Annotated in this window: 12 protein-coding genes; 3 read left to right on the top strand and 9 right to left on the bottom strand. The window is 55.8% G+C overall.

Annotated features, from left to right (window positions below; all coding sequences use genetic code 11):
* Nucleotides 1-75: 75 nt before the first annotated feature.
* The gene (locus PG900_RS20035) at nucleotides 76-705 is read left to right on the top strand and encodes a recombinase family protein (RefSeq protein WP_125941669.1); all 630 of its coding nucleotides are present in this window, start codon (nucleotides 76-78) and stop codon (nucleotides 703-705) included.
* Here the strand turns inward: PG900_RS20035 and PG900_RS20030 are convergent.
* From PG900_RS20030 to PG900_RS19985, 9 genes are all read right to left on the bottom strand, one after another.
* Nucleotides 690-1,013 (bottom strand): hypothetical protein, encoded by a 324-nt coding sequence (locus tag PG900_RS20030; RefSeq protein ID WP_125941668.1) that lies wholly within the window; start codon nucleotides 1,011-1,013, stop codon nucleotides 690-692. The genes PG900_RS20035 and PG900_RS20030 overlap by 16 nt on opposite strands.
* A gap of 641 nt (nucleotides 1,014-1,654) precedes the next feature.
* On the bottom strand, nucleotides 1,655-3,703 hold the full coding sequence (gene brxL, locus PG900_RS20020; protein WP_125941667.1) for a protease Lon-related BREX system protein BrxL: 2,049 nt from the start codon (nucleotides 3,701-3,703) through the stop codon (nucleotides 1,655-1,657).
* Nucleotides 3,703-6,021 (bottom strand): BREX-1 system phosphatase PglZ type B, encoded by a 2,319-nt coding sequence (gene pglZ, locus PG900_RS20015; RefSeq protein ID WP_125941666.1) that lies wholly within the window; start codon nucleotides 6,019-6,021, stop codon nucleotides 3,703-3,705. The genes brxL and pglZ overlap by 1 nt, the downstream gene beginning before the upstream one ends.
* Before the next feature lie 95 nt (nucleotides 6,022-6,116).
* A complete protein-coding gene (locus PG900_RS20010; protein WP_125941665.1) occupies nucleotides 6,117-7,910 on the bottom strand; it encodes a DUF262 domain-containing protein in 1,794 nt (597 codons plus the stop codon).
* Nucleotides 7,911-7,921: 11 nt separating this feature from the next.
* Nucleotides 7,922-11,404, bottom strand: coding sequence for an Eco57I restriction-modification methylase domain-containing protein (locus PG900_RS20005; protein WP_270832116.1), 3,483 nt, complete (start codon nucleotides 11,402-11,404; stop codon nucleotides 7,922-7,924).
* A 23-nt stretch (nucleotides 11,405-11,427) separates the two neighbouring features.
* Nucleotides 11,428-14,892: a BREX system P-loop protein BrxC gene (gene brxC, locus PG900_RS20000; RefSeq protein WP_125941663.1), complete on the bottom strand. Its 3,465-nt coding sequence runs from the start codon at nucleotides 14,890-14,892 to the stop codon at nucleotides 11,428-11,430.
* A 28-nt stretch (nucleotides 14,893-14,920) separates the two neighbouring features.
* Nucleotides 14,921-15,466, bottom strand: coding sequence for a BREX protein BrxB domain-containing protein (locus PG900_RS19995; protein ID WP_125941662.1), 546 nt, complete (start codon nucleotides 15,464-15,466; stop codon nucleotides 14,921-14,923).
* Nucleotides 15,459-16,238: a hypothetical protein gene (locus PG900_RS19990; RefSeq protein ID WP_125941661.1), complete on the bottom strand. Its 780-nt coding sequence runs from the start codon at nucleotides 16,236-16,238 to the stop codon at nucleotides 15,459-15,461. The genes PG900_RS19995 and PG900_RS19990 overlap by 8 nt, the downstream gene beginning before the upstream one ends.
* On the bottom strand, nucleotides 16,235-17,089 hold the full coding sequence (locus PG900_RS19985; protein WP_125941660.1) for a WYL domain-containing protein: 855 nt from the start codon (nucleotides 17,087-17,089) through the stop codon (nucleotides 16,235-16,237). Before PG900_RS19985 ends, PG900_RS19990 begins: the two co-directional genes overlap by 4 nt.
* Before the next feature lie 409 nt (nucleotides 17,090-17,498).
* Here PG900_RS19985 and PG900_RS19980 point away from each other — a divergent pair, with 409 nt between their 5' ends.
* Nucleotides 17,499-17,834, top strand: coding sequence for a helix-turn-helix domain-containing protein (locus tag PG900_RS19980; RefSeq protein WP_125941659.1), 336 nt, complete (start codon nucleotides 17,499-17,501; stop codon nucleotides 17,832-17,834).
* A gap of 7 nt (nucleotides 17,835-17,841) precedes the next feature.
* The gene (locus tag PG900_RS19975) at nucleotides 17,842-18,693 is read left to right on the top strand and encodes a helicase RepA family protein (RefSeq protein ID WP_125941658.1); all 852 of its coding nucleotides are present in this window, start codon (nucleotides 17,842-17,844) and stop codon (nucleotides 18,691-18,693) included.
* Nucleotides 18,694-18,725: the final 32 nt, after the last annotated feature.

Raw genomic sequence — 18,725 nt, 5'->3', positions numbered from 1 at the left:
GCAGTCGTCTTCTGAAAATGACAAAAATGCACTAATGTTAAGGAACTATTTAAAACAGACTTAAGGGTGACGTCGATGTTCATTCGCGCTTATCTGCGAGCCTCCACTGTCGATCAAGACGCTGAGCGCGCCAAGGAGCAGTTGGTGACCTTTGCCAGGGAGCATGGCCACCAGATCGCCTCTTTTTATGTGGAGAACGAATCCGGGGCGACGCTGGCCCGGCCCGAGCTGATGCGGCTTATTCGCGATGCCGGGCCCCGAGACATTGTTCTGGTGGAACAGATTGACCGCCTTGCCCGTTTGACCCAGGCCGACTGGCAGACGTTGAAGGCGCGCTTGGCGGAGAAGCAACTGGCCATCGTCTCCCCTGAGCTGCCAACCTCCTGGGTGGCATTACAGGGTGACAGCGGCTCCGATTTCACCAGTACCATCTTGCAGGCTGTAAATGGAATGCTGTTGGATATGCTGGCCGCCGTGGCCCGCAAGGACTACGACGACAGGCGGCGCCGGCAGCAGCAAGGCATTGCCAAAGCCAAAGAGGAGGGGAAATACCGTGGTAGGCAGAAAGATGAGAAGAAGCGTCAGTACATCGGTAGCCTCTTGGTGACAGGCCACAGTTATTCCGCGATCCAGGAGATGCTTGGCTGCTCTCGGCACCTTATCGCCAGTGTGGCCAAGGAAGCGCGCAGTCAGCTCCAGAAGTAGTAATTTTTGATGACCGGCCCACTCTTGCGCTTTGGGCGTGGGGTTGTCTTCAGGGTTTTCGCTGTCCAGATAAGTGCGATGCTCAGCGCAGTGAACAGCCCGGCGGGCCAATGCCAGCAGGTGAGGGCGGCAAGGGCCAGTAGCAGTAGCCAGGCCGTGATAGGCCGTCTGGTAGTCCACGCCAATACTGGCCAGCACCAGTACACCGGTGGCAGGCAGATCAGCAGCCATGCGAACAGCGTGTTGCCCAGTGCCATCAAGCCCAGCACAACCACCGCCATGAGGGCGATATCAGCGATCGGTTTCATGGTGCCGCTCTTTTGCATGCGCCTTGTAGCTATACAGACTCCACACGAAGACAAGCGTGAAGAAGGCCAGCAAGCCCACCATCCCCCAACTGAACGCATCCATCGTGTTGCTCCACCACTGAACATAATTTCAGCATGGCACCGAAGGCGTTGGTGTTCAATCAACTTATTGAAAATGTTGAGTTTGTTCGTTCGTGACAAAGTTGGAACTATGGAATCCAGTGGCTTATTGACCAGTGGAATCAGCGCCCTCATCCCCGGCCAATCCCTGTCCAGTTCCCCTCCACATAACTATCTATCTGGAATCTTGGTGCGGATATTCCAGATAGTGGAATGTCGCTTCAGAACGAGCTCCTTGGAATCTTGGTAGATGCCTTCATATATATCTGGAATGTTAGAGCGGGGCTTCCTTATGGAAGCCTGATATCCCGGTTAGTCAAAACTATTGGATGGAAAGTAGGGCCAATTATTCTATCTATCTGGAATATTGAGCCAGTATCACGAGGTGAAATGGAGGTCAGATAGTTGTAGTTATTATCTGACCTGGTCGATGATTAATATCAAAGTTCAAAACCTGATCATCCATTTATGACGAAGGTGCGACCCGATTGATCGCACCTTCTATGTGCCGCTCGAGCGGGTTACTCCACAATCGCTTTCAGCAGCGCATCTCGGGAGTCTAGGTAGAACTGGATATCCACCTTGGTCGCCATGTCATCAGACAAGTCGTAGAGCTGCCGACGAGCGGTAACGGGCATCAGCAAGGTAGTGGCCCCCTTTTCTACGGCCAGCTCGGCGATATTAACCGCGCTATTGATGGGTTCTATTGAACCCCCTAGGTTGATTTCACCAACCACAACCAGACCACCTTTCACCGATTTTTTCAGCAGGCTGCTACACATGGCGATCAGAGCAGCTACACCCAGCTTGGAGCCTTTCTTGGAGGTATCGAACGCCCGTAGCTGCACACTGTATTCGTGAGAGCGGGGCTCCCGGTCTCCCACCAGCTGTTGTGCACGGGAGTAAAGATTCTGCTCCGCATAGCGGAGCGACTCTTTGAAGGCGGCGGGAGCGGGGTTATTCAGAATTTTCACCCCTGAGCCTGGCCCTTCGTTCACTTCAATCCGATAAAGTCCGGCGTTGTCGTCAATATCCGATCCGCCTTCGCTGATGGTCCAGATCTGGCCCGGCTCCAACGGGTCATCACCAATTTCGTTGTCGGCCCGCAATTCCGGGGTTGCCACAAACTTTTCAATGCCATCGTCACGGCAGAAATAGCTGAAATGTGTATTGCGGAACTCGGCTGCACCTACCCGCTTTTGCTGCTCCTTGACCCGGCGACGCACTTCCAGGCCCAGACGGGTGGCCCATTCCAGATCTGCATCGGACACTGGCATATCCGGATCGGGATACAGCAGCTTCAGCAGGCCGGAAACGGTCTTGTTCACTGCATTGGTATCACGGCCACTGAGGGCGCCACCTAGATGTACCCGGTTTTGCATGGCGGATACCCGGCTTTGAAAGCGCAGCCGGCTCATGCACTCGGAGAAAAAGTCGCTGACCAGGCCAAAATGGTCTGTGGTTAGCTCCTTACTCATTTTGGGCACATCCCAGCCGGGCAGATAGCAATGAATGCGGTCCATCCAAGCAGTGTCGTCACGCATTTCCGCAGGCAGGGGGCCAAACAGGTGGCCAACCCGCTGCTGGTGCTCCACATCCACGTCAAAGTTGCCCACAAACACCATGGAGCCATCGGCGCGGATGCTCTCTTTGCCACGGCTGAATTCGCCGGACTCCATATAGCCCTTCATGATGTTGATTCCTTCTTTGGTGTCGAAGGAAATGCCGCTCACCTCATCGAAGCAGACCACATCGTACTGACAGACCAAACCACGCTGGCCACTGGCGTTGTTCACGAACATTTTGGCAATGGTGGCTTTACCCCCGGAAATCAGGTGGGCATAGGGGGATACCTGCTGGAACAGGTGGCTTTTACCGGTGCCGCGCGGGCCCAGCTCCACCAGGTTATAGTTGCGCTCCACAAAGGGCACCATTCGCAGCAGAACAGCGTCCTTGGCCCTGTCCGACAGGGCTTCAGATTCAAGGCCAATGGAGCGGATAAGAAAGTTGCGCCACTCCCGGCTGTCAAAATGACGGCGTGCTTCGGCCATCACCTCCAGCACGTTGCGCTTGGACATCTGTATGGGGCGCAACTCGGCAATACCAAAGGCATTGCCTTTCTCCTCGGCGATGATGGGGTCGTACTCCAGCGTCACTTCGGCATAAAAACCGCCGGTCAGTAGACGCTCATTGTCATCGACGATCTTGTCAGCAATACGCACCCGGCTGAGGTTCAGGCTGGGCAAGGAGGCAACATAGCCTCCTTCCTTTTCAACAAAGCGCACGCTGACGATGTCGATAAGCTTTACTGTGCCGGCCTTATAGGCCTTCGCCTTGAACAGTTCCTCTTCACCGGCGCGCACCGTGCGTGAGGACAACTGCCGCTGCACGATTTCAAGACCTTCTTCAATCTCGACCGGGTCTGTGCTGGCACAATAGCGGCCCAGCATAAACTCCACCACATAGGTGGGGACCGGAAACTGGCGGGCGAAGGTTCTCACCAGATCCTTGCGAACAAGGTAGCCTTCAAAGGCCTCGGCGGCTTTTCGGTCCAGTTGGTCCAGTTCCACTATTCATCTCCCGCCAATGTTGGTTTCTTTGCTAAAAGGTTGCCTTGAGCGTCCAGCAGCACCAATACTGCCGAGGTTTGCTCATACTGGTCATCCACCATCAGGCTGCACTTACCGTCCTTGAGTGGTTTGCGTGTGCAAATCTCGGAATCTGGATCTGCCGGCAGGGTGCGAAGTACGGCCACCACTGTGTCGGCATTGGTTTCCGCCTTCACCTTGCATACCAGCCCCAGCCAACGAATGTCGGTAATGGACGCTGTTACAGTACTGGTAGTTGTTACCGGCTGCTGACTTTCCAGTTCAATCACGGGGGTCAAGCATTCCTGTAAACTCAGGCCGCCATGGTCATAGTGCCGGCCGGCAACAAAGCTTCTGGCTCCGGGAGCCATGGCCACACTCACCAGCGGGTTCCAGTACCAGCCTACCTGCAAAAAGCCGCTGGCCACTGACTGTTTCAGCAGAGCGCACCGGCTCCAGCGGGTTTCAGTCAGGTGTTTGGGCAGGTCAACCTTGGCCATGGGCTCTGGTGTTAGTATCCAGCCATGGTCGGTGACAATGCGAATTTTGCGCCAACCGGCAGCCAGTAGCTCTTCAATCCGCTCCACAATTTCATCCAGCAGGGCATCGATACGAGCGGCCAGTTTAAGGCCTCTTACATGACCTTCCTTGTCGATGTCGCCGCTTTGCACCCAGGCATTGGTACTTGGATCTCCGGTTTCGCCTTCGGACAGATACCCCCAGCCTTTTTCGGCCAGGAATTTCTTCAGGTAGTGAGAGGAGAAGGGGGTATCATTTTCCATCAGGCTGGGCTGAAAATCCTTATCGTCGGCCCGTCCGGTAATGCGGTCATTCACCGGGGTAACGGCGGCCTTTGCCGTGGCAGTGACCGAGGGGAGGGCGGCCCAGTCATGGCCCAGCCGCACATCACCGAGGTGCTCAAGGCGTTGGAGCAGTCGCCGGGCAATATCAAAGCGCAGGCCATCCACAAAGAACACCAGCTCACCGGTGGGCTGATATTCCGCCGTGGCTTCTTTGGCCAATTGGGTGCCCGCATAGCCTTTCTGCCGCACCAGCTCCTGAAAAGTGCGGGTGGTTTCGTCGAGCCAGGGGGTATACATCTGTGCCAGCAGGCCCTGGATCAGCTCCTGTTGACGGGGACTCAGTGGATAGGCCAGTGCTCGCAACAAGTGATCGTCGGCTTCCCAGTAGCGATCGCGGTATTGCAGTCCCATTTCTTCCATGGAAATACCGGAAAAAGCGGTACCGGTAAGCCGGGCGATATGGGTCAGGTGCTCCAGCGCGCCTACCAGCGGAGATAATCCAAGCGTGTGCCAGATCCACTGTCGGCGAACCTGATGTAGCTTTTCCAGCGCGAGAATTTGCTTGCGTACCTCTGCCGAACCAAGGGGAAGAAGCTGGCTCAGTTCATGCTCCAGGGCGCTTTCTTCGGCCTGGTTAATCACCGGGTAGCTTGAGCCATCTGCGGCCAAATCAGGCTCCACCTTCAGCAGCAACTGAGGCAGGTTTCTGTAGTAATGGCTGCTTTCCACAAAGCGTTGCCACACGCTTTCCCAGACTCCCTGACGTTGGCACAGCAGCTCGGCGGCAGTAAGGGCTCCATCGCGCTCGGGGCTGAAGTGATATTCGGTTTCACAAATGCCAAGCAGCGCCTGCCAGCGTGTCCTGTCCCAGCGAGCCTGCATGGCCTGGCTGTCGTTCATCCAGCTCAGTAGATCGCGCACCGGATCGCTGGAGATCAGCTTGTTGAAATCGGCAGCCTCCAACCGGCGGTTGGCCAGATCTTCCCGTTCGCTTTCCAGCACTTCCGGCAGTACCCGCAACATGGCCTGAAGCGTATTTTCGTCTCTGGCCACATCCAAGCCGGCACCGCCATTGGCGGAAGATAGAAAAGCCGTTACAGTCCAGTCGCGGCCCGCACTGTTATAGGCCCACCAGCAACCACGGTATTGCAGCTCGGCCAGGGGCATCAGGGCTTTGGGACATTCGGCAATGGCCCGCAAGTCCCGTCGCTCAAGGCCCGGCAGATAAATGATGGGAGTGCGATCTTCGGGTAGCTCAAACTCGGGTAGCACCCGTTCAATCACACACTTAATCCAGATGGCCGGACCCTGTTTCTTGTCGGGGGCATAGTCGCCCAGCACCACCAGCTCGGGCATAGCGGACTGCAGCAGCGGCAGGGCACTCTCCCACTGGCGTTGTTTGTCGGTCCAGAGGATCACGCTGGGCGCGACCTGAATATTAGAGTTATAGGCAGCACTGGCCCGCACTTCGTCGGCCAGCAAATCAATCAGTTTCATAGCAGTCCCTGGCGGTACGCTTCAAACCACACAATCTTAGTTCTTTAATCATCTTTTCTCTCCAATGCAGGGCTGTTCTGCATTACTTTGGAGTTCTATTGTTCTCTTACGGATAGAGGGAACTGCTCCAGCACTTTCTTTACCAGCTGGTTTGTTCTGGCCCGTAGCTTATCAATTGTCCAGCTCTCTTCCGCAGCTAGTGAGTGATTCAGATAAAGGCCGTTGTTATACCCAACCTTGCGGCCTTGGCTGTCGGTACGGTTTTGTTTTTCAGCAAAGCTCTTGTTGCCCAGCGAACTGTTGTAACCGGAAATGGTCAGGTTACCGAGGCAATGAACGTAAGTCTGGCGATGTTCTTCAGCCTTATCGGCATCACCATCTGCCATCATATCTACCCAGCTTTGAGGGATCTTTTCGCCCTGGGGGAAGATATGTTCGATGGTCCAAACATACTGCTTGCCCTTCACTGCCCACAAGTCTACCTGGGTTTCCCGGGTCATGCGGGCCTCTTCAAGTGCGCACAGCACAAAGCGGCATACCGCTTTGTTGTCTTCGTAAATCGGGCCCTTGAGGCTGTTCTCGAACTGCTCATCACTGGCGCTGTTGGCTCTGAGACATTGTCTGATATGACTGACTACCACGTTGCCCCGTAGGGGGAGAATCCCCTCGGCGATGTCCATAAAGATGCGAGTCAGATCGCGGGTTGGAGGCTGGTCAGTGCTGTTACGACGAACAAAAAAGGCGATCAGGAAGTCTACTGTCTGTTCCAAATGTTCATTCTCTAACTGCAGTGCATCTTTTCGCTCAAACAAGACCAGTAATAGCAGATAGGCTGCGGCACCCTGGATCCGGTCTAAAGACAGTAGCAAATTTGATAGCTTGGGTTGCTCCGGCACGGCTCGGTAACCAACTATTTGCGCATAGTATGCAGACAGGCGGATCATAGCCTGCAAAAAGGCTTCGGCATCGTGGCTGATCAGCTTTTCGTACACCAGCATCAGGTTCGATTTGGTTGCCACCGGCACCGACACAACGCCCTTTAACTCAGGCTTGAACGCATTGTAATACTGGCGGAAGAAACGCTCTTGAATGCCATAGTCATCGCCCAAGGCGTCCATCACCTTCTTCCAGCGGTTGTAATGCTTGTCGATGCCGCCTTTGTCTTTCGACTCCAGCGTTGCCAGCAGCTTGTTTTTGATAAGGTCGATTGCAGTCAGTGGTACCCCTCGGTTGTTCAGGGACTCAAACAATGTGTAAGCGTCGGAGTGGCTATTTACATCGATTTTGACCAACGTCGCTGAGTTAACCTTTTCAATTAATGCCAAGAGGCTGGTAGCCTTGTTATGGCTGCCTTCCTGCAGCTGTTCGATACGACTTAAAAAATGCCGGTAGGCTTTCATTACCCGGCGTGTTCCGGCGTAAGCCACAGGTTCCACATCCTGAAGGAGACCTGCCTCGCCAAGAACCAGATAGAAATCCTGCTGATTATTGTTTTGTACCTGTGGAACTAGGCGTGGTTGTTCGAGCTGCTTCTTGAGCACCAGCTTGTGCTTAAGGTTATACAGTTCGAACCGATAATCGTCCGTTAAATCAGGGAACACTCTCAAGCTTTGATAGATTGCAGCTAACAGCAGCGATAATGTCGTCATGCGCTGTTGCCCATCTACAAGCTCTAACTTGCGTGTTGCTAGGGAATCTTTTTCCTGGTTAATGCAGATGATCGAACCAAGAAAGTAGTCATTATCATTTTCCAGCAAGTCATCAAATAAGGCGTCCCATTGCCAGCGTCCCCATGTGTACTCACGTTGATAACGGGGAATGACATAGATGGCCTGGGCTTCAATATCCAGCAGGCTGGATAAAGGATATTTATTAACAGACTCGATCATGCATTCCCTTCCTAATTTCGCGCCGCCAGCTTCTTTGCCAGGTGTAGGTGGTGGTCATTGATGCGATCGCCTTCCTTGCCACCGTATTCCAGGCCCAGGTGATACCAGGGGGCGGAGGGCACGTCGCTGCCGCGGTCCTTGGTCCATTTGATATTGGGTTTGGCGCGTAGTATTCCGGCGCCTTTTTTGCTCATGTCTCTGGCGGTCATAAAGGGTCGAATATTGAGTCGCACGCCGTCGTTAAGATCCGGGTTCCAGCCGATGGGCTGCTCGGAAAGCGGCTTCCAGCGCACGAAAATATCGTAAGGGGCTTCGCCTTCGAGAATGGCTTCCAGTGCTTTTTTAAGGCTTTCGGCGGCGGCCAGGCGCACATCGGCACCGTCTTCGCCGTTGGCCATGGCGCTTTGCTGGCTGCGGATCCAGTCGCCCAGGTAGGTATATATCAAGCGCTCCAGGCCGGCTTTGTCCAGCTTGTGGTAATTGACCAGGGCGCTGAAGCCGTCTTTAAGGCCGTCCCATACATGCCAGATAAAGGGGCGGTTTTGGAACAGCTTGCAGTGCTGCTCAAAGAACTTGTCGCGCAGCCAGAGGCTCAGTGACTTGCTGCCTACTGTGTCCAGCAGGCGTTGCTTGAGCGGGGTGGTCCAGGCTTGTCCGTAGGCATCCTGCAGCAGGGCTTCCAGCCGAATATCGGCGGCCTTTTCGCCGCGCACGGCGGGCAGGCAGACGATGCCGTCGTCGTCGGCATGGGTCAGCAGCTTGTCGCTTTCCCCCAGCCAGTGCAGCATCTCCTGGGCTAGCTCCATGTCTTCATCCAGCTCCGCCGGCCAGCGATAGCCCAGCAAGCGGGCCACCGCCACCTGCAATACGGTGTCATCCACCCGCAGTTCGCCCTGGACGGTCCATTTTTTCTGCTCGTCCCACACTACCGAGCCACAGGGATGGCCATGGAAGATCCACTGGGTGGGATCATTGCTATAGGGTTGGGGCAGGCCATTGGGGTATTTTTCTTCCGCTACATTCACCCAATATTTATGGTCAAAAGGAACTTTTACTAGAGTCGAGTTAGTTACCTTAAGGCTTTGGTCTATGTGTCTAACATGATTTTTAAAACTTTCTGATGAGCAAAAACACCAAACAGCACTCAAGAGGTTTTCATCTGATGGAATAATTGCTGCGCAATTTTGATCAAATTTTGAACCTAAATATTGGGAACATGGGAGGTGGCCTACTTGCCTAACACTTATACCTTTTTTCCCCCAAGCAAGTCCTCCTGCAAGTATCGCTTTTCCTATTTCTGATAGCTTCTTCAGTTCGCCTTTCTCTTGCTCCCAGTGGTATGCTGTAGAAAGTCCACCAAAGTCACGAACCTTTTCTACAGTGGTCTGACCAGGCACCCAATCAGGGTTGGTAAGCTCAATCTCCCAAAAACACCTAATGAACCTAGGCGCATCTTTGGTATTGGTGCCATGAATGCCGTTTGCGTAATCAGCTAATATTATTGTACCTTCATTTTCATTTCCCAATGTTATTCTGAAGTCAGGGTTTTTAAGTTGCTGATATTGTGGTAATAGAGTCACCCTTTGTGCTCTTAAATAGTGTGATTTTTCATTTGGTTTTCTTTCACTTGCAGCATCAATAAAGAATGTATTGTCCTTCCCGGTGCCATTCATAACTGATGGTGGTTGGTTATCAAGAGTAAGCAAGATAGCTTTTACATGCTCTCCTGATATTGTTTCAAAGGCTCCGGCACCAAGTCTTGCGACCGACTTCCAGCTGTATGTATCTAAAAGAACCTTCCTAAAATCTTTGTAACCATTAAGGAAGAGCCAGTTTTGAGGAAGCACTAGAGAGCTAACCCCACAAGGTGATAGAAATTCCATGCATCTTGACAGAAAGGAAGTCTCTAACGATCTTCTAGCATGTGGATAGTTTTTGGTTAAAAAATTATCTACTTCCTCAACCATTTCCCCAGTTTTTTTATAGGGCACATTGGTGATCACCCAGGTATACTGGCCGGCCAGCAGCTCGGCGGCCTTGATTAACCCTTGGACTACGATGCCGGCTTCCTGCCGGTTGTTATGCTCATTGCTGTCCCGATCGGTGCCGGTGTTGTCCTGCTGCAGGGCATCCTTCAGCAACTGTTGAATGTCGCTCCAGGAGGCCATATCGGCCTGGCTGCGGCGAGGGTTGATCAGGCTGCCCAGCACGGGGGCATCCGCAAAGGTATGCTGCAGCCAGTCCAGGGCGCTGCTCAGGTTGTGCTTGCCGGCCTGGTGGGCGAGGGTTTTCCATTCGTCCTTGGCGGCGGTAACGGAAAGACCGGTGCAGGCCAGGTGCAGCTCGGGCAGGGTTCGATAGCCACCGGCACCGGGGTAGCGCCAGGCTTCCAGCGCCACCGCAAAGGCGGCCAGCTCCACGCAGCGTTGGTCCAGCTCCAGGCCATGCAGGTTTTCGCTGAGCACCCGGTCAATGGCCTCCTGCGCACCCAAGCTTTCCAGGGTCATGCGCATGGGCACCAGCATTAAAAAGGCCGCCACCAGAAAATGGCCGGAGCCACAACAGGGATCCAGGGCTTTCAGCTCACTTAACTGCTTGGGCCAGGCGTCAAAGGTGCCGGAGGCGGGTTGCCATTGCTGGGTAGCGTCGTCTTTTACAAAACGCAGGTAGCTTAAGGGCACGCCGGGAATGGCGGCTCGGTCGCGCAGTTCCTGTTCGCTTTCGGCCTGCTTCCAGTCCGTTTCAGACAGGCGCTGGCCGGCCCACCAGGCCCCCAGGCTGTTGTCGAGCAAAAAGCTCACCATATAGGGCTCGGTAAACAGCTGGGTCACCGGCGACAGCTCGTCGGCACCGATTTTTACCTCGGACTTGTTCACCTCTTCTTTGCGCTTGCTCTGCCAGAACTGGTATACCCAGCCCAGGCTGTCCTGGGCCTGAAAGGTCTCCAGGGCCAGGCCGGTGACCAGTTGCTCCAGGGTGCGCTGGTGCTCGGGGGCCAGCTCCAGCTCAAACACCGGCGAGTCGATGCGAAAGATCTGCGGCAGCATTTTGGAGGCCAGCACCCCGGCCAGCTCCCAGCCGCTGGTGCAGCGGGCTTCCTGCTCGTCCCGGGCAATGTCCGGCTCCTGCACCAGCTCATTGCACTCCGCCAGGGTCAGGGCGGTGTGCTGGTCGTACATCAGCAGCTGGTTCTGCTCCAGAAAACGGGCAAACAGCATGCGGTGCCAGTGCTCATAGGCCACCTCGGCCACCAGCTTGCCGGTGCTTTGCTGGCCATTGTTCTGTTTAATGTCGCCCAGCTGGCGGCCATGAGCCCGCAGCCGGTTACGCAACTGCTTTTGTTCATCGGTCAGGTAGTCGGCGGCCTTGGCATCGCCCACACACAGGCGCTCCAGCGCCTGGGCCGCGGCCCGTTCGGCCACGTCCCGGGCCTTGATAACGGTGGTTTCCAGCGCCCGGCGCAGGGTCTTTTCCAGAGGAATACGGCTGTTCATGGTTGCATGTATCTGTGTGTTCATCAGAAGGTCACCGGTCCGTCACTGAGTTTGTCGAGGATCTGCTGTTTTACTCGTGCCAGCCACTCATCCACTTCGGCTTCGTTTTCAAAGGTGGTGCGGGGCAGGCTGATGCGCTGCAGCTTGGGCTGCAGCAGTTGCACCGCTTCCAGCCGGGCGCTGTCGAATTTGCTGGCCAGGGAGTCGGTGCGATCGCGCCATTGCTCCAGGCTGACTTCGGTCAGGGCGTCGATAATGGCGTCGGCGTCGTTCAGCCCGGGCTGGGGCAGGGTGAGCAGGTTGCGTTTGTTCAGCATGGTGTTTTGCTGCTCGGGGCTGAGCTGCTGCCAGTGGCTGTCGGCCTGCAGCTGGGCCAGGCAATGGGCATGCTGGCTGCAGTAGGCATCAATATGGTGGTTGATGGCATTGCGCAGATTGGTGACCAGTTGCTGGATCAGGCTGCGAGTGGGGTTGGGCTCGTCCAGTATGGAGCGACGGGCCAGAATGGCGTCCACCTCCTGTTGCACCTGCTCATGAAAGGACAAGCCTTTGCTCAGCCTGAGCAGCTCGCACAGCAGGGTCCAGTCTTCCCGGCGGGCGGCGATGCGCTCGGCGGTGCCGGCCCAGTTGGTGATGGCGGTTTTAATGTCGTCCTGATGGTCCAACACCAGCTTGAGCTGGGCATTGTTGGACTGACGGGCCAGCTCATCAAAGACGGTGGTGCTCGGGCGCTCGGGGAAGGGCGCTTCCCCCCCGGCTCTGGTCGCCAGGCTGCGGCCTTTTTCAATCAGCTCTACCAGTTTGCTGCCTTCTTCCCCGGATTGGCAGGGAATGCCGCAGGCGGTGAGTACGCCACGAATTTTGATTAAATCCACCGGGCGTATGGTAATGCTCTCGGGCTTGAAGCCGGTCTGGGCAATGTGCTTGCGTTCCAGCTTGCTGAGCGGCACGGCATTGCCGCTGGCGTCTTCGGTGATCAGAATGCCGGCGGCCACCAGGGTAAAGAGGGCGCCGTCTATGGCATCCTGAGGCCAGCCGTAAGGAGCCTGCTGAAACTGCTCGCGAATTTCCTTGCCCTTTTTCGACACGCCGATAAAGCGTTTTATCTGGGCACACACCGGGTGCTGCTCCGGATCGCCCTTGAACTCGACCGCTTCCAGGGCGTTCTGGCCACCGTCCTTGCCGGCACGGGTAAAGACTGTGCCCCAGCCGGTGTGGTCGGCGGCGTCAAATTCACGGTACAGGCGGATTAACGAGGCCCGGGCGGCGGTGTCTACTCTGTCGGTAATGGTGTTGCCGTCCACTTCGCTGCCGCCGGACTGCAGCACCAGCACGCCGTCGAAGATTTCGCGCAGCAGCGCCTCCACCTGTTTTTTGGCGTCTCGGTGGCGGGTTTCCATGGCGGTGCGGGCATCTTTGCCGGCGTCGGTGTTGGGAATGCCGCGCTTTTGCAGGGTGGCGTCCGCCGCATGCTCGGCGATGATGGCGTTGGTCAGCTCGGAGCGGTTGCGGGCCGGCACAAACAGAAAAATGGTGGGCTCGGCGGGCGGACGGCGTCGGGCTTCACTGACAAAACTCTTTTCGTCCATGCTCCAGCCGTCCTGCAGCCAGACGTAAATCTTTTTATCGGCGTCTGCCGGCAGCTCGGCCTCGGTGCAGAGGATCACCTGGCGGGGCTCGTTGCATTTGCCCTGGGTCAGGCGCACCTGGGCAATTTGCTGCCGCACGGTTTTGTGCAGCAGATCGACGCGAATGTTTTCAATGCGCTGCATGTTGCCGCGCAAGTCGGCCTCTTCCTGGCGGAAGGTGTCGTACCACTGGGCGCTTTCCTGGGTTTGCAGCCGGTATTCGGTGCCCACGCTGGTTTTCATGGCCATCACCAGGCCGTCGTCGGCCAGGGCCTGCAACAGCTGGGGCACTCGAGTGCGAATGGCGTCTTTGCCGTTGCTCAGGTTGTCGATCAGCAGGTCCGAGAGCATATCGGCGGTGGCCCGCACGCCGCAGTCGGCGGTGGGATCGGTGGGCAGTTTGCCGATAAGCAGGATCAGAGCCAGAATGCGGCCCTTGAGCTGATCCTGTTCGTTGCCGGCGGAGAAGCGGCCAATGACTTCGGAAATTTCCTTGGAGATCACCCCGGTTTGCAGCAGGTTTACCGCAATCTGGTTGTAGATGAAGTCGGCGGGCACCACATGGCCCAGGGGCTCATCGGCGGTGGCCTGGGCGGCCTCGTGGATCACCTTGAGCTGGTTGCGCAGCTGCGACACTGTGCCGGTGGTATCCACAATGCGCAGCACCTTTTCCCAGAAGCGCCGGCGTACCGGCAGCAGGGGGTAGTCCGCCAGCATGACCTGTTCATCGTCGCGGTGATGTTCAATTTTGGTGCCGCGCAGCTGGCGTGAAATTTCACCCAGGTGGTTTTTCAGCACCTGATCCAGCTCAGGCTTGGCGGATTCCTTTTTCTGCAGGATCACCTTGCGGATCACCGACTCCACGTCGGTGTCGGACAGCTGAATGGGGATCTGAAAACGGCCCATCAGGCGCTGCAGGTTGGGCATGCCGGAGAGGGCGCTTTGTCCGGTGGCGACAAACAGCAGCTTGTTGGAAAACGCCGAGTGTTTGCAGCAGGTTTCCACCACTTCCTGCACCTGGTGCGCCTTTTCGGCATCGGTGCCCACATATTGCTGCACCTCGTCCAGCACAATCAGGGTGGCGGGGAACTGGCCATCCTGTGACAGGGCTTCGGCAATGGCATCCACCATTTGTTTGTTGGTGACATCTTGCACATGAGGGTATTGCTCTTTCAGCAACTGCCGCATTTGCTTGATGTCGGAGGCCAGGGTGTTGTCCACCTCCAGCAGTGCGCCGGCGATGCTGCGGGACATATAGAGGTCGTCCAGCTCGTCGAGCCAGTCGTCGTCTTCCGCTTCCACCAGAGATTTTACCTGTTCAAGCAGGCCTTCTTTTTTCAGCCACATCACAAAGCGAGCCTGATGGTATTGCTCGGGCAGTCCAGCTGATTTGAAGACGATATTTAGTAGCGCCAGACGTACGTTGTTGTCGGCCCCGGCACCCAAAGTGCCAGAAGCGGCATGCAGGCCACCATGGCGGGCAGCGGTCACGCTGAGCTCCTTCAGGTGATCCTGAATTTCCTGGGTTAGGTCGGCAATGTCCCGAGCCGAGACTCCACCGTTGAACGGCTGGTTGACCCAGAGCGCCCGCAGCATTTTGGCCAAGTGAGATTTACCCGAACCGAAGAAGCCGGAAATCCACACGCCGGGCTGCTCGTGGCCGTCGGCCAAGTTGCGCAGATAGGTGGAGAGAATTTTCTCCATGCCGGCTTCATACTCGCCATCGCAGACGAAGGTTTCGAGTTCGTAGCGCAGGGTATTCAGGGCCTGAGCGGATTGGTCATCCTTAACCTCGGCCACACCGTTGTTGGCCAGCCGGTTTTTGGTTGGATCGAGCTGGTAAATATCGCGGTTAAGCATCCTGTACGTGCTCCTTTATTTCTTATTGTTAGTTGTCTGCGGTAATGGCGGTGGCCTTATAGCCCCAGCCGTCCCGGGCATCCAGCAGCCGGTAGGTGTTATCTGTGTATTCGCCCGGAAACAGCACCAGCAACCTGCCCGGCACATGAGCCGAGAGCTGTTTTACAAAGTCGGATACTGAGGCAAAACCAAACAATGTGCTGCAGCCAACAAGGGCCACCAGAGTGTTTTCGTCAGACTGTTCATCGATTTTTGCGGCCAGCATGTCTACGGCCTGACGGGCAAACTTTTTGTATTTGGGGGCCAGACTGTCGGGTTCTTCAAAGTATTCTTCCCGGTATTTCTGGCTGGCCATCCAATCGGGGAACAAGCGGGTGACGTCCAGCTCCAGCCAGCGATGGCCGGCGCTTTCTGAGGCCAGGCGAAACTCTTCCACGCGAGCGCGTAGCTTCAACTCGTCTTCCTTGTGATAGACGGCAAACAGTACGCGCTGTTCATCAGCCAGCCCCGCTATCCAGGGGATGCTGATATAGCCGGAAAAGCTTTTGATCAGCCGGTTCAGTCGGTTACTCATGCAGCCAGGTCTCCTCTTCCCTGGTGAGATAGTCTGGGAAAGTCACTTCCACCACCTCACTGGAGTGTTTGAAGGTAATAAGCCCTACATGGCTGGCCATTCTGGCCTGCTCTAGCAGGCGTTCGGTACGGCACTCCAGCATCCGTGCCCACTCGGTGGTAAACAAGCGATTACCTGTGGATCCTTGGAGGTAGCCCAGAAACAGGGCGAAGGCCACGTTTACAGGCCGAATAACTGGTTCGCTGCGTAGTTTTTTGACTCTGCCCTTGAGGTAGCCGGCCTTGGTCCAGGTGCCGCTCACATTCTGTGCCAGAGACTTGAGAGTTGCGGGGCTAAACCGATCCGGGCACAGTTCTGCCAGTGCTTGCTCCATTTGCTCACGAGTGATGGGTTGACCCAGCTCCAGAGACTGTATTTTGGGTTTGGACAAACGTAACAAAGGATCCCGCGCCAGGCTCATTTGGCATGCAAGGACGGTTTGTGCTTGCTCATCAAATTCCCATAAGCGGCGGAATGTGCGAAACAACGGCTGCTCGGGATTCATGCCATATAAGTCCACTAGGTGGCGCCAGGTGAGCTTGCGGGCTTTTTCGGTGGGTTTGTGTAGCACATTGAAGTGCTCGATATCTTCCTGGTACTGAGCTGGGGTAGTGCTGGGTGGCCGGCCTTCAAACAGGGTGGCGATTTCATTCAGCATCATGGTGCGGCAGGCATGGGCACCGTTGCGGCCATACTTAAAGCCGAATTTTTCCTGTATTGCTTGTGAGGTCATATCGGCTTGGGCTCCATGTGAAAACCGGGTGCCAGAGTAAAGCTGGATAACACGTCGTTGTACTGTTGGATCAGTTGCGAGACATTGCGCAACCATAGGTGGTGTTCTGTGGCCGACAGACGGTGGTTAGCGGAGGCATCGACATTCCAGTATCTGAGCAGGTATCCGGCTTGGGCTGCCCTGGTGGACAGCTGCAGAGCGTAGTTGCCATGCTGTTCTTCCATTCCATAATCGTGAGCAATGGCTTCGGGGTAGAGCAGACCAGGATGCGGCACCAGCTCCAGTGTTAACTGGGAGTTCCAGGCTCGGTCGGCGTGTTGTTGTTCGTGACTATCTACCGTAGGCCGCTTGCTCTGTTCTACACAAACAATGCGCATGCAGGCGAAATCCCGAAAGTCTTCATGCGTGCGGTCATAGGCACGCAGATACCAGCGCTTGCCGTTCTTGGCTAGGCTGTGGGGAACCACTGTGCGCTCGCTGCTACCCGAGTTCAGCGACAAATACCTAATCTTTACCGCTTGCTGCTGGCTGATCGCCCGGCTGAGCGGTGCCAGTATGTCTTGTGAGGGAGTGTTCAGATCCGATGCATCTTCACAGAAGCCTGTACTGGGCTTATCCCTACTTACTCCGTTACCAAACCCATGAGCCAGTATGTTCAGTACTGTCCGGCTGTCATGCTGAAACAATGGCCGAAAGCTGGAAGTGCGGTGGTAGCGCTTGTCTTCGTGACGCATTTCCAGGTTATCGGGGGCTAAATTTCGGTAGAGGGTGAAATCTCGGGTGCAGGAAGCCACGGCAGTGCCGAAGTGCCCCATCAGCTCGCCACGGCCCACCGAACCATGGTACTGCAAGCAAAAATCTATAAACGCTAGGCGTTCTCGCTGGGAATGAGAATGGCTGCTGAGCTGAGAAGAAAAGGTCGGCACTGTTATCCCGTTGTTTTAATGGCAGATGCGTACCTTAAGACATCCAATATAGGGGTGCAATCATTTTGATTTGCTGTGTGAGGTGAAGCTGTATATGCACAACGTTTTCGATTGTAGGAGTGTTAGGCGAATATTTGGGTGTGTGTTGTAGTGCGCAAAAACAGATGTACCTATCTGTACGTTTATTGTCTCTTGCCAAATATGCACATGTGAAAGTTTTCCCTTCGCAAAAAACGCTCTTGGTGCCCAAATTGGACAACTACAGCGACGAGGATTTCGCCAAGCCCCCGGTACGCTCTTGCATGCTGATGATTGCTACGAGGAGACCATCTGCATGCGTGAGCAAAATCTGTCTGTTTATAGCGATCCAAATGGGTCAATTTTGAAAGAGCTTTATGAGCTGAAACGGCTGGTGATCCAGCAAGGACAGGCGCTGAAGGAGGTGCTTTCTGCCGAGGAGTGTGCCGAGCTATTGGGGGTGTCAGTAAGTTATGTGTACCGGTTGACTAGCGAAAAACGCCTGCCGTTCTACAAGCCCCAGGGTAAGAAGATCTACTTTAAGCGCGATGAGCTGCTGGATTGGCTGCTTTCCCATCGTATCTCCCCAGACGCAGAGCTCACTAAGCATGTGGCCAAGCGCGTGCGGCAAGCCCGCCATGGGCGGCTGTGAGGTGGGTATGGCGCAGGATCTCATTGCATCTCACTGGCCCCTGGATCTTCAGGCGGCCTTTACCGAACCTCCCAAGCCAATCGACTTTGTCCTACCGGGGCTGCCGGTGGGCTGTGTCGGTGCCTTGGTATCACCAGGCGGTGCCGGTAAATCCATGCTGGCACTGCAGTTGGGGATGCAGATAGCCGGCGGGCCGGACTGGCTTGAGCTTGGCAGGCTGGAACAGGGAGCTGTGCTCTACCTGCCTGCTGAGGATCCTCTGCCGGTGTTACATCACCGGTTATTTGCCTTGGGTCAGAACCTTGATGCACGTCAGCGTGCGGCGCTTGAACGTGACCTTCGGTTGATTCCGCTTCAGGGAGCCAGCCCCAACCTGTTGGATAGCCAGTGGTTGGAGGTGATTGCCCTTTGGGCTGAGGGCGTGAGGTTGATCGTTATCGACACCCTGCGGCGTTTTCATGATACCGACGAGAACGTGGCAAGTGCCATGACGCAGGTGCTGGGTCAGTTGGAACGGCTGGCCATGGGGCAGGGATGCGCCGTGCTGTTTTTGCACCACACCAGCAAGCTGGCAGCCTTCCAGGAGGTTGGCGATCAGCAGCAGGCCAGCCGTGGTTCGTCTGTGCTGGTAGACAATGTGCGTTGGCAGGGCTACCTCGCCACCATGACCAGGAAGGAGGCGCAGCAGCTGAGCTTGTCGGCACAGCAGAGCCATCGCTACGTGCGGTTTGGGGTTAGTAAAAGCAACTATGTTCCGCCGTTACCAGAGCGCTGGCTGGTGCGGGGGGAAGGTGGCGTGCTGCGCCCTGCCAGGTTGGACGTAGCACGCCGAGCGGGAGGCAAGCGTGCCTTGCTTTGAACTAACTCATGCCCGGCACGACCATATGCACT

The organism is Aeromonas sp. QDB03, assembly GCF_027707985.1.
Lineage (GTDB): Bacteria > Pseudomonadota > Gammaproteobacteria > Enterobacterales > Aeromonadaceae > Aeromonas > Aeromonas hydrophila.
Note: the sequence above shows the minus strand (reverse complement) of the source record. Positions and strands in the feature narration are given on the sequence as shown.

Excerpts from the sequence above, each read along its gene's own strand:
- PG900_RS20035 (WP_125941669.1), top strand. The coding sequence starts at position 76 with ATGTTCATTCGCGCTTATCTGCGAGCCTCCACTGTCGATCAAGACGCT.
- PG900_RS19995 (WP_125941662.1), bottom strand. The coding sequence starts at position 15,466 with ATGAGTAACCGACTGAACCGGCTGATCAAAAGCTTTTCCGGCTATATC.
- PG900_RS20030 (WP_125941668.1), bottom strand. The coding sequence starts at position 1,013 with ATGAAACCGATCGCTGATATCGCCCTCATGGCGGTGGTTGTGCTGGGC.
- PG900_RS20005 (WP_270832116.1), bottom strand. The coding sequence starts at position 11,404 with ATGAACAGCCGTATTCCTCTGGAAAAGACCCTGCGCCGGGCGCTGGAA.
- PG900_RS19980 (WP_125941659.1), top strand. The coding sequence starts at position 17,499 with ATGCGTGAGCAAAATCTGTCTGTTTATAGCGATCCAAATGGGTCAATT.
- PG900_RS19990 (WP_125941661.1), bottom strand. The coding sequence starts at position 16,238 with ATGACCTCACAAGCAATACAGGAAAAATTCGGCTTTAAGTATGGCCGC.
- brxC (WP_125941663.1), bottom strand. The coding sequence starts at position 14,892 with ATGCTTAACCGCGATATTTACCAGCTCGATCCAACCAAAAACCGGCTG.
- pglZ (WP_125941666.1), bottom strand. The coding sequence starts at position 6,021 with ATGAAACTGATTGATTTGCTGGCCGACGAAGTGCGGGCCAGTGCTGCC.
- PG900_RS19975 (WP_125941658.1), top strand. The coding sequence starts at position 17,842 with ATGGCGCAGGATCTCATTGCATCTCACTGGCCCCTGGATCTTCAGGCG.
- PG900_RS20010 (WP_125941665.1), bottom strand. The coding sequence starts at position 7,910 with ATGATCGAGTCTGTTAATAAATATCCTTTATCCAGCCTGCTGGATATT.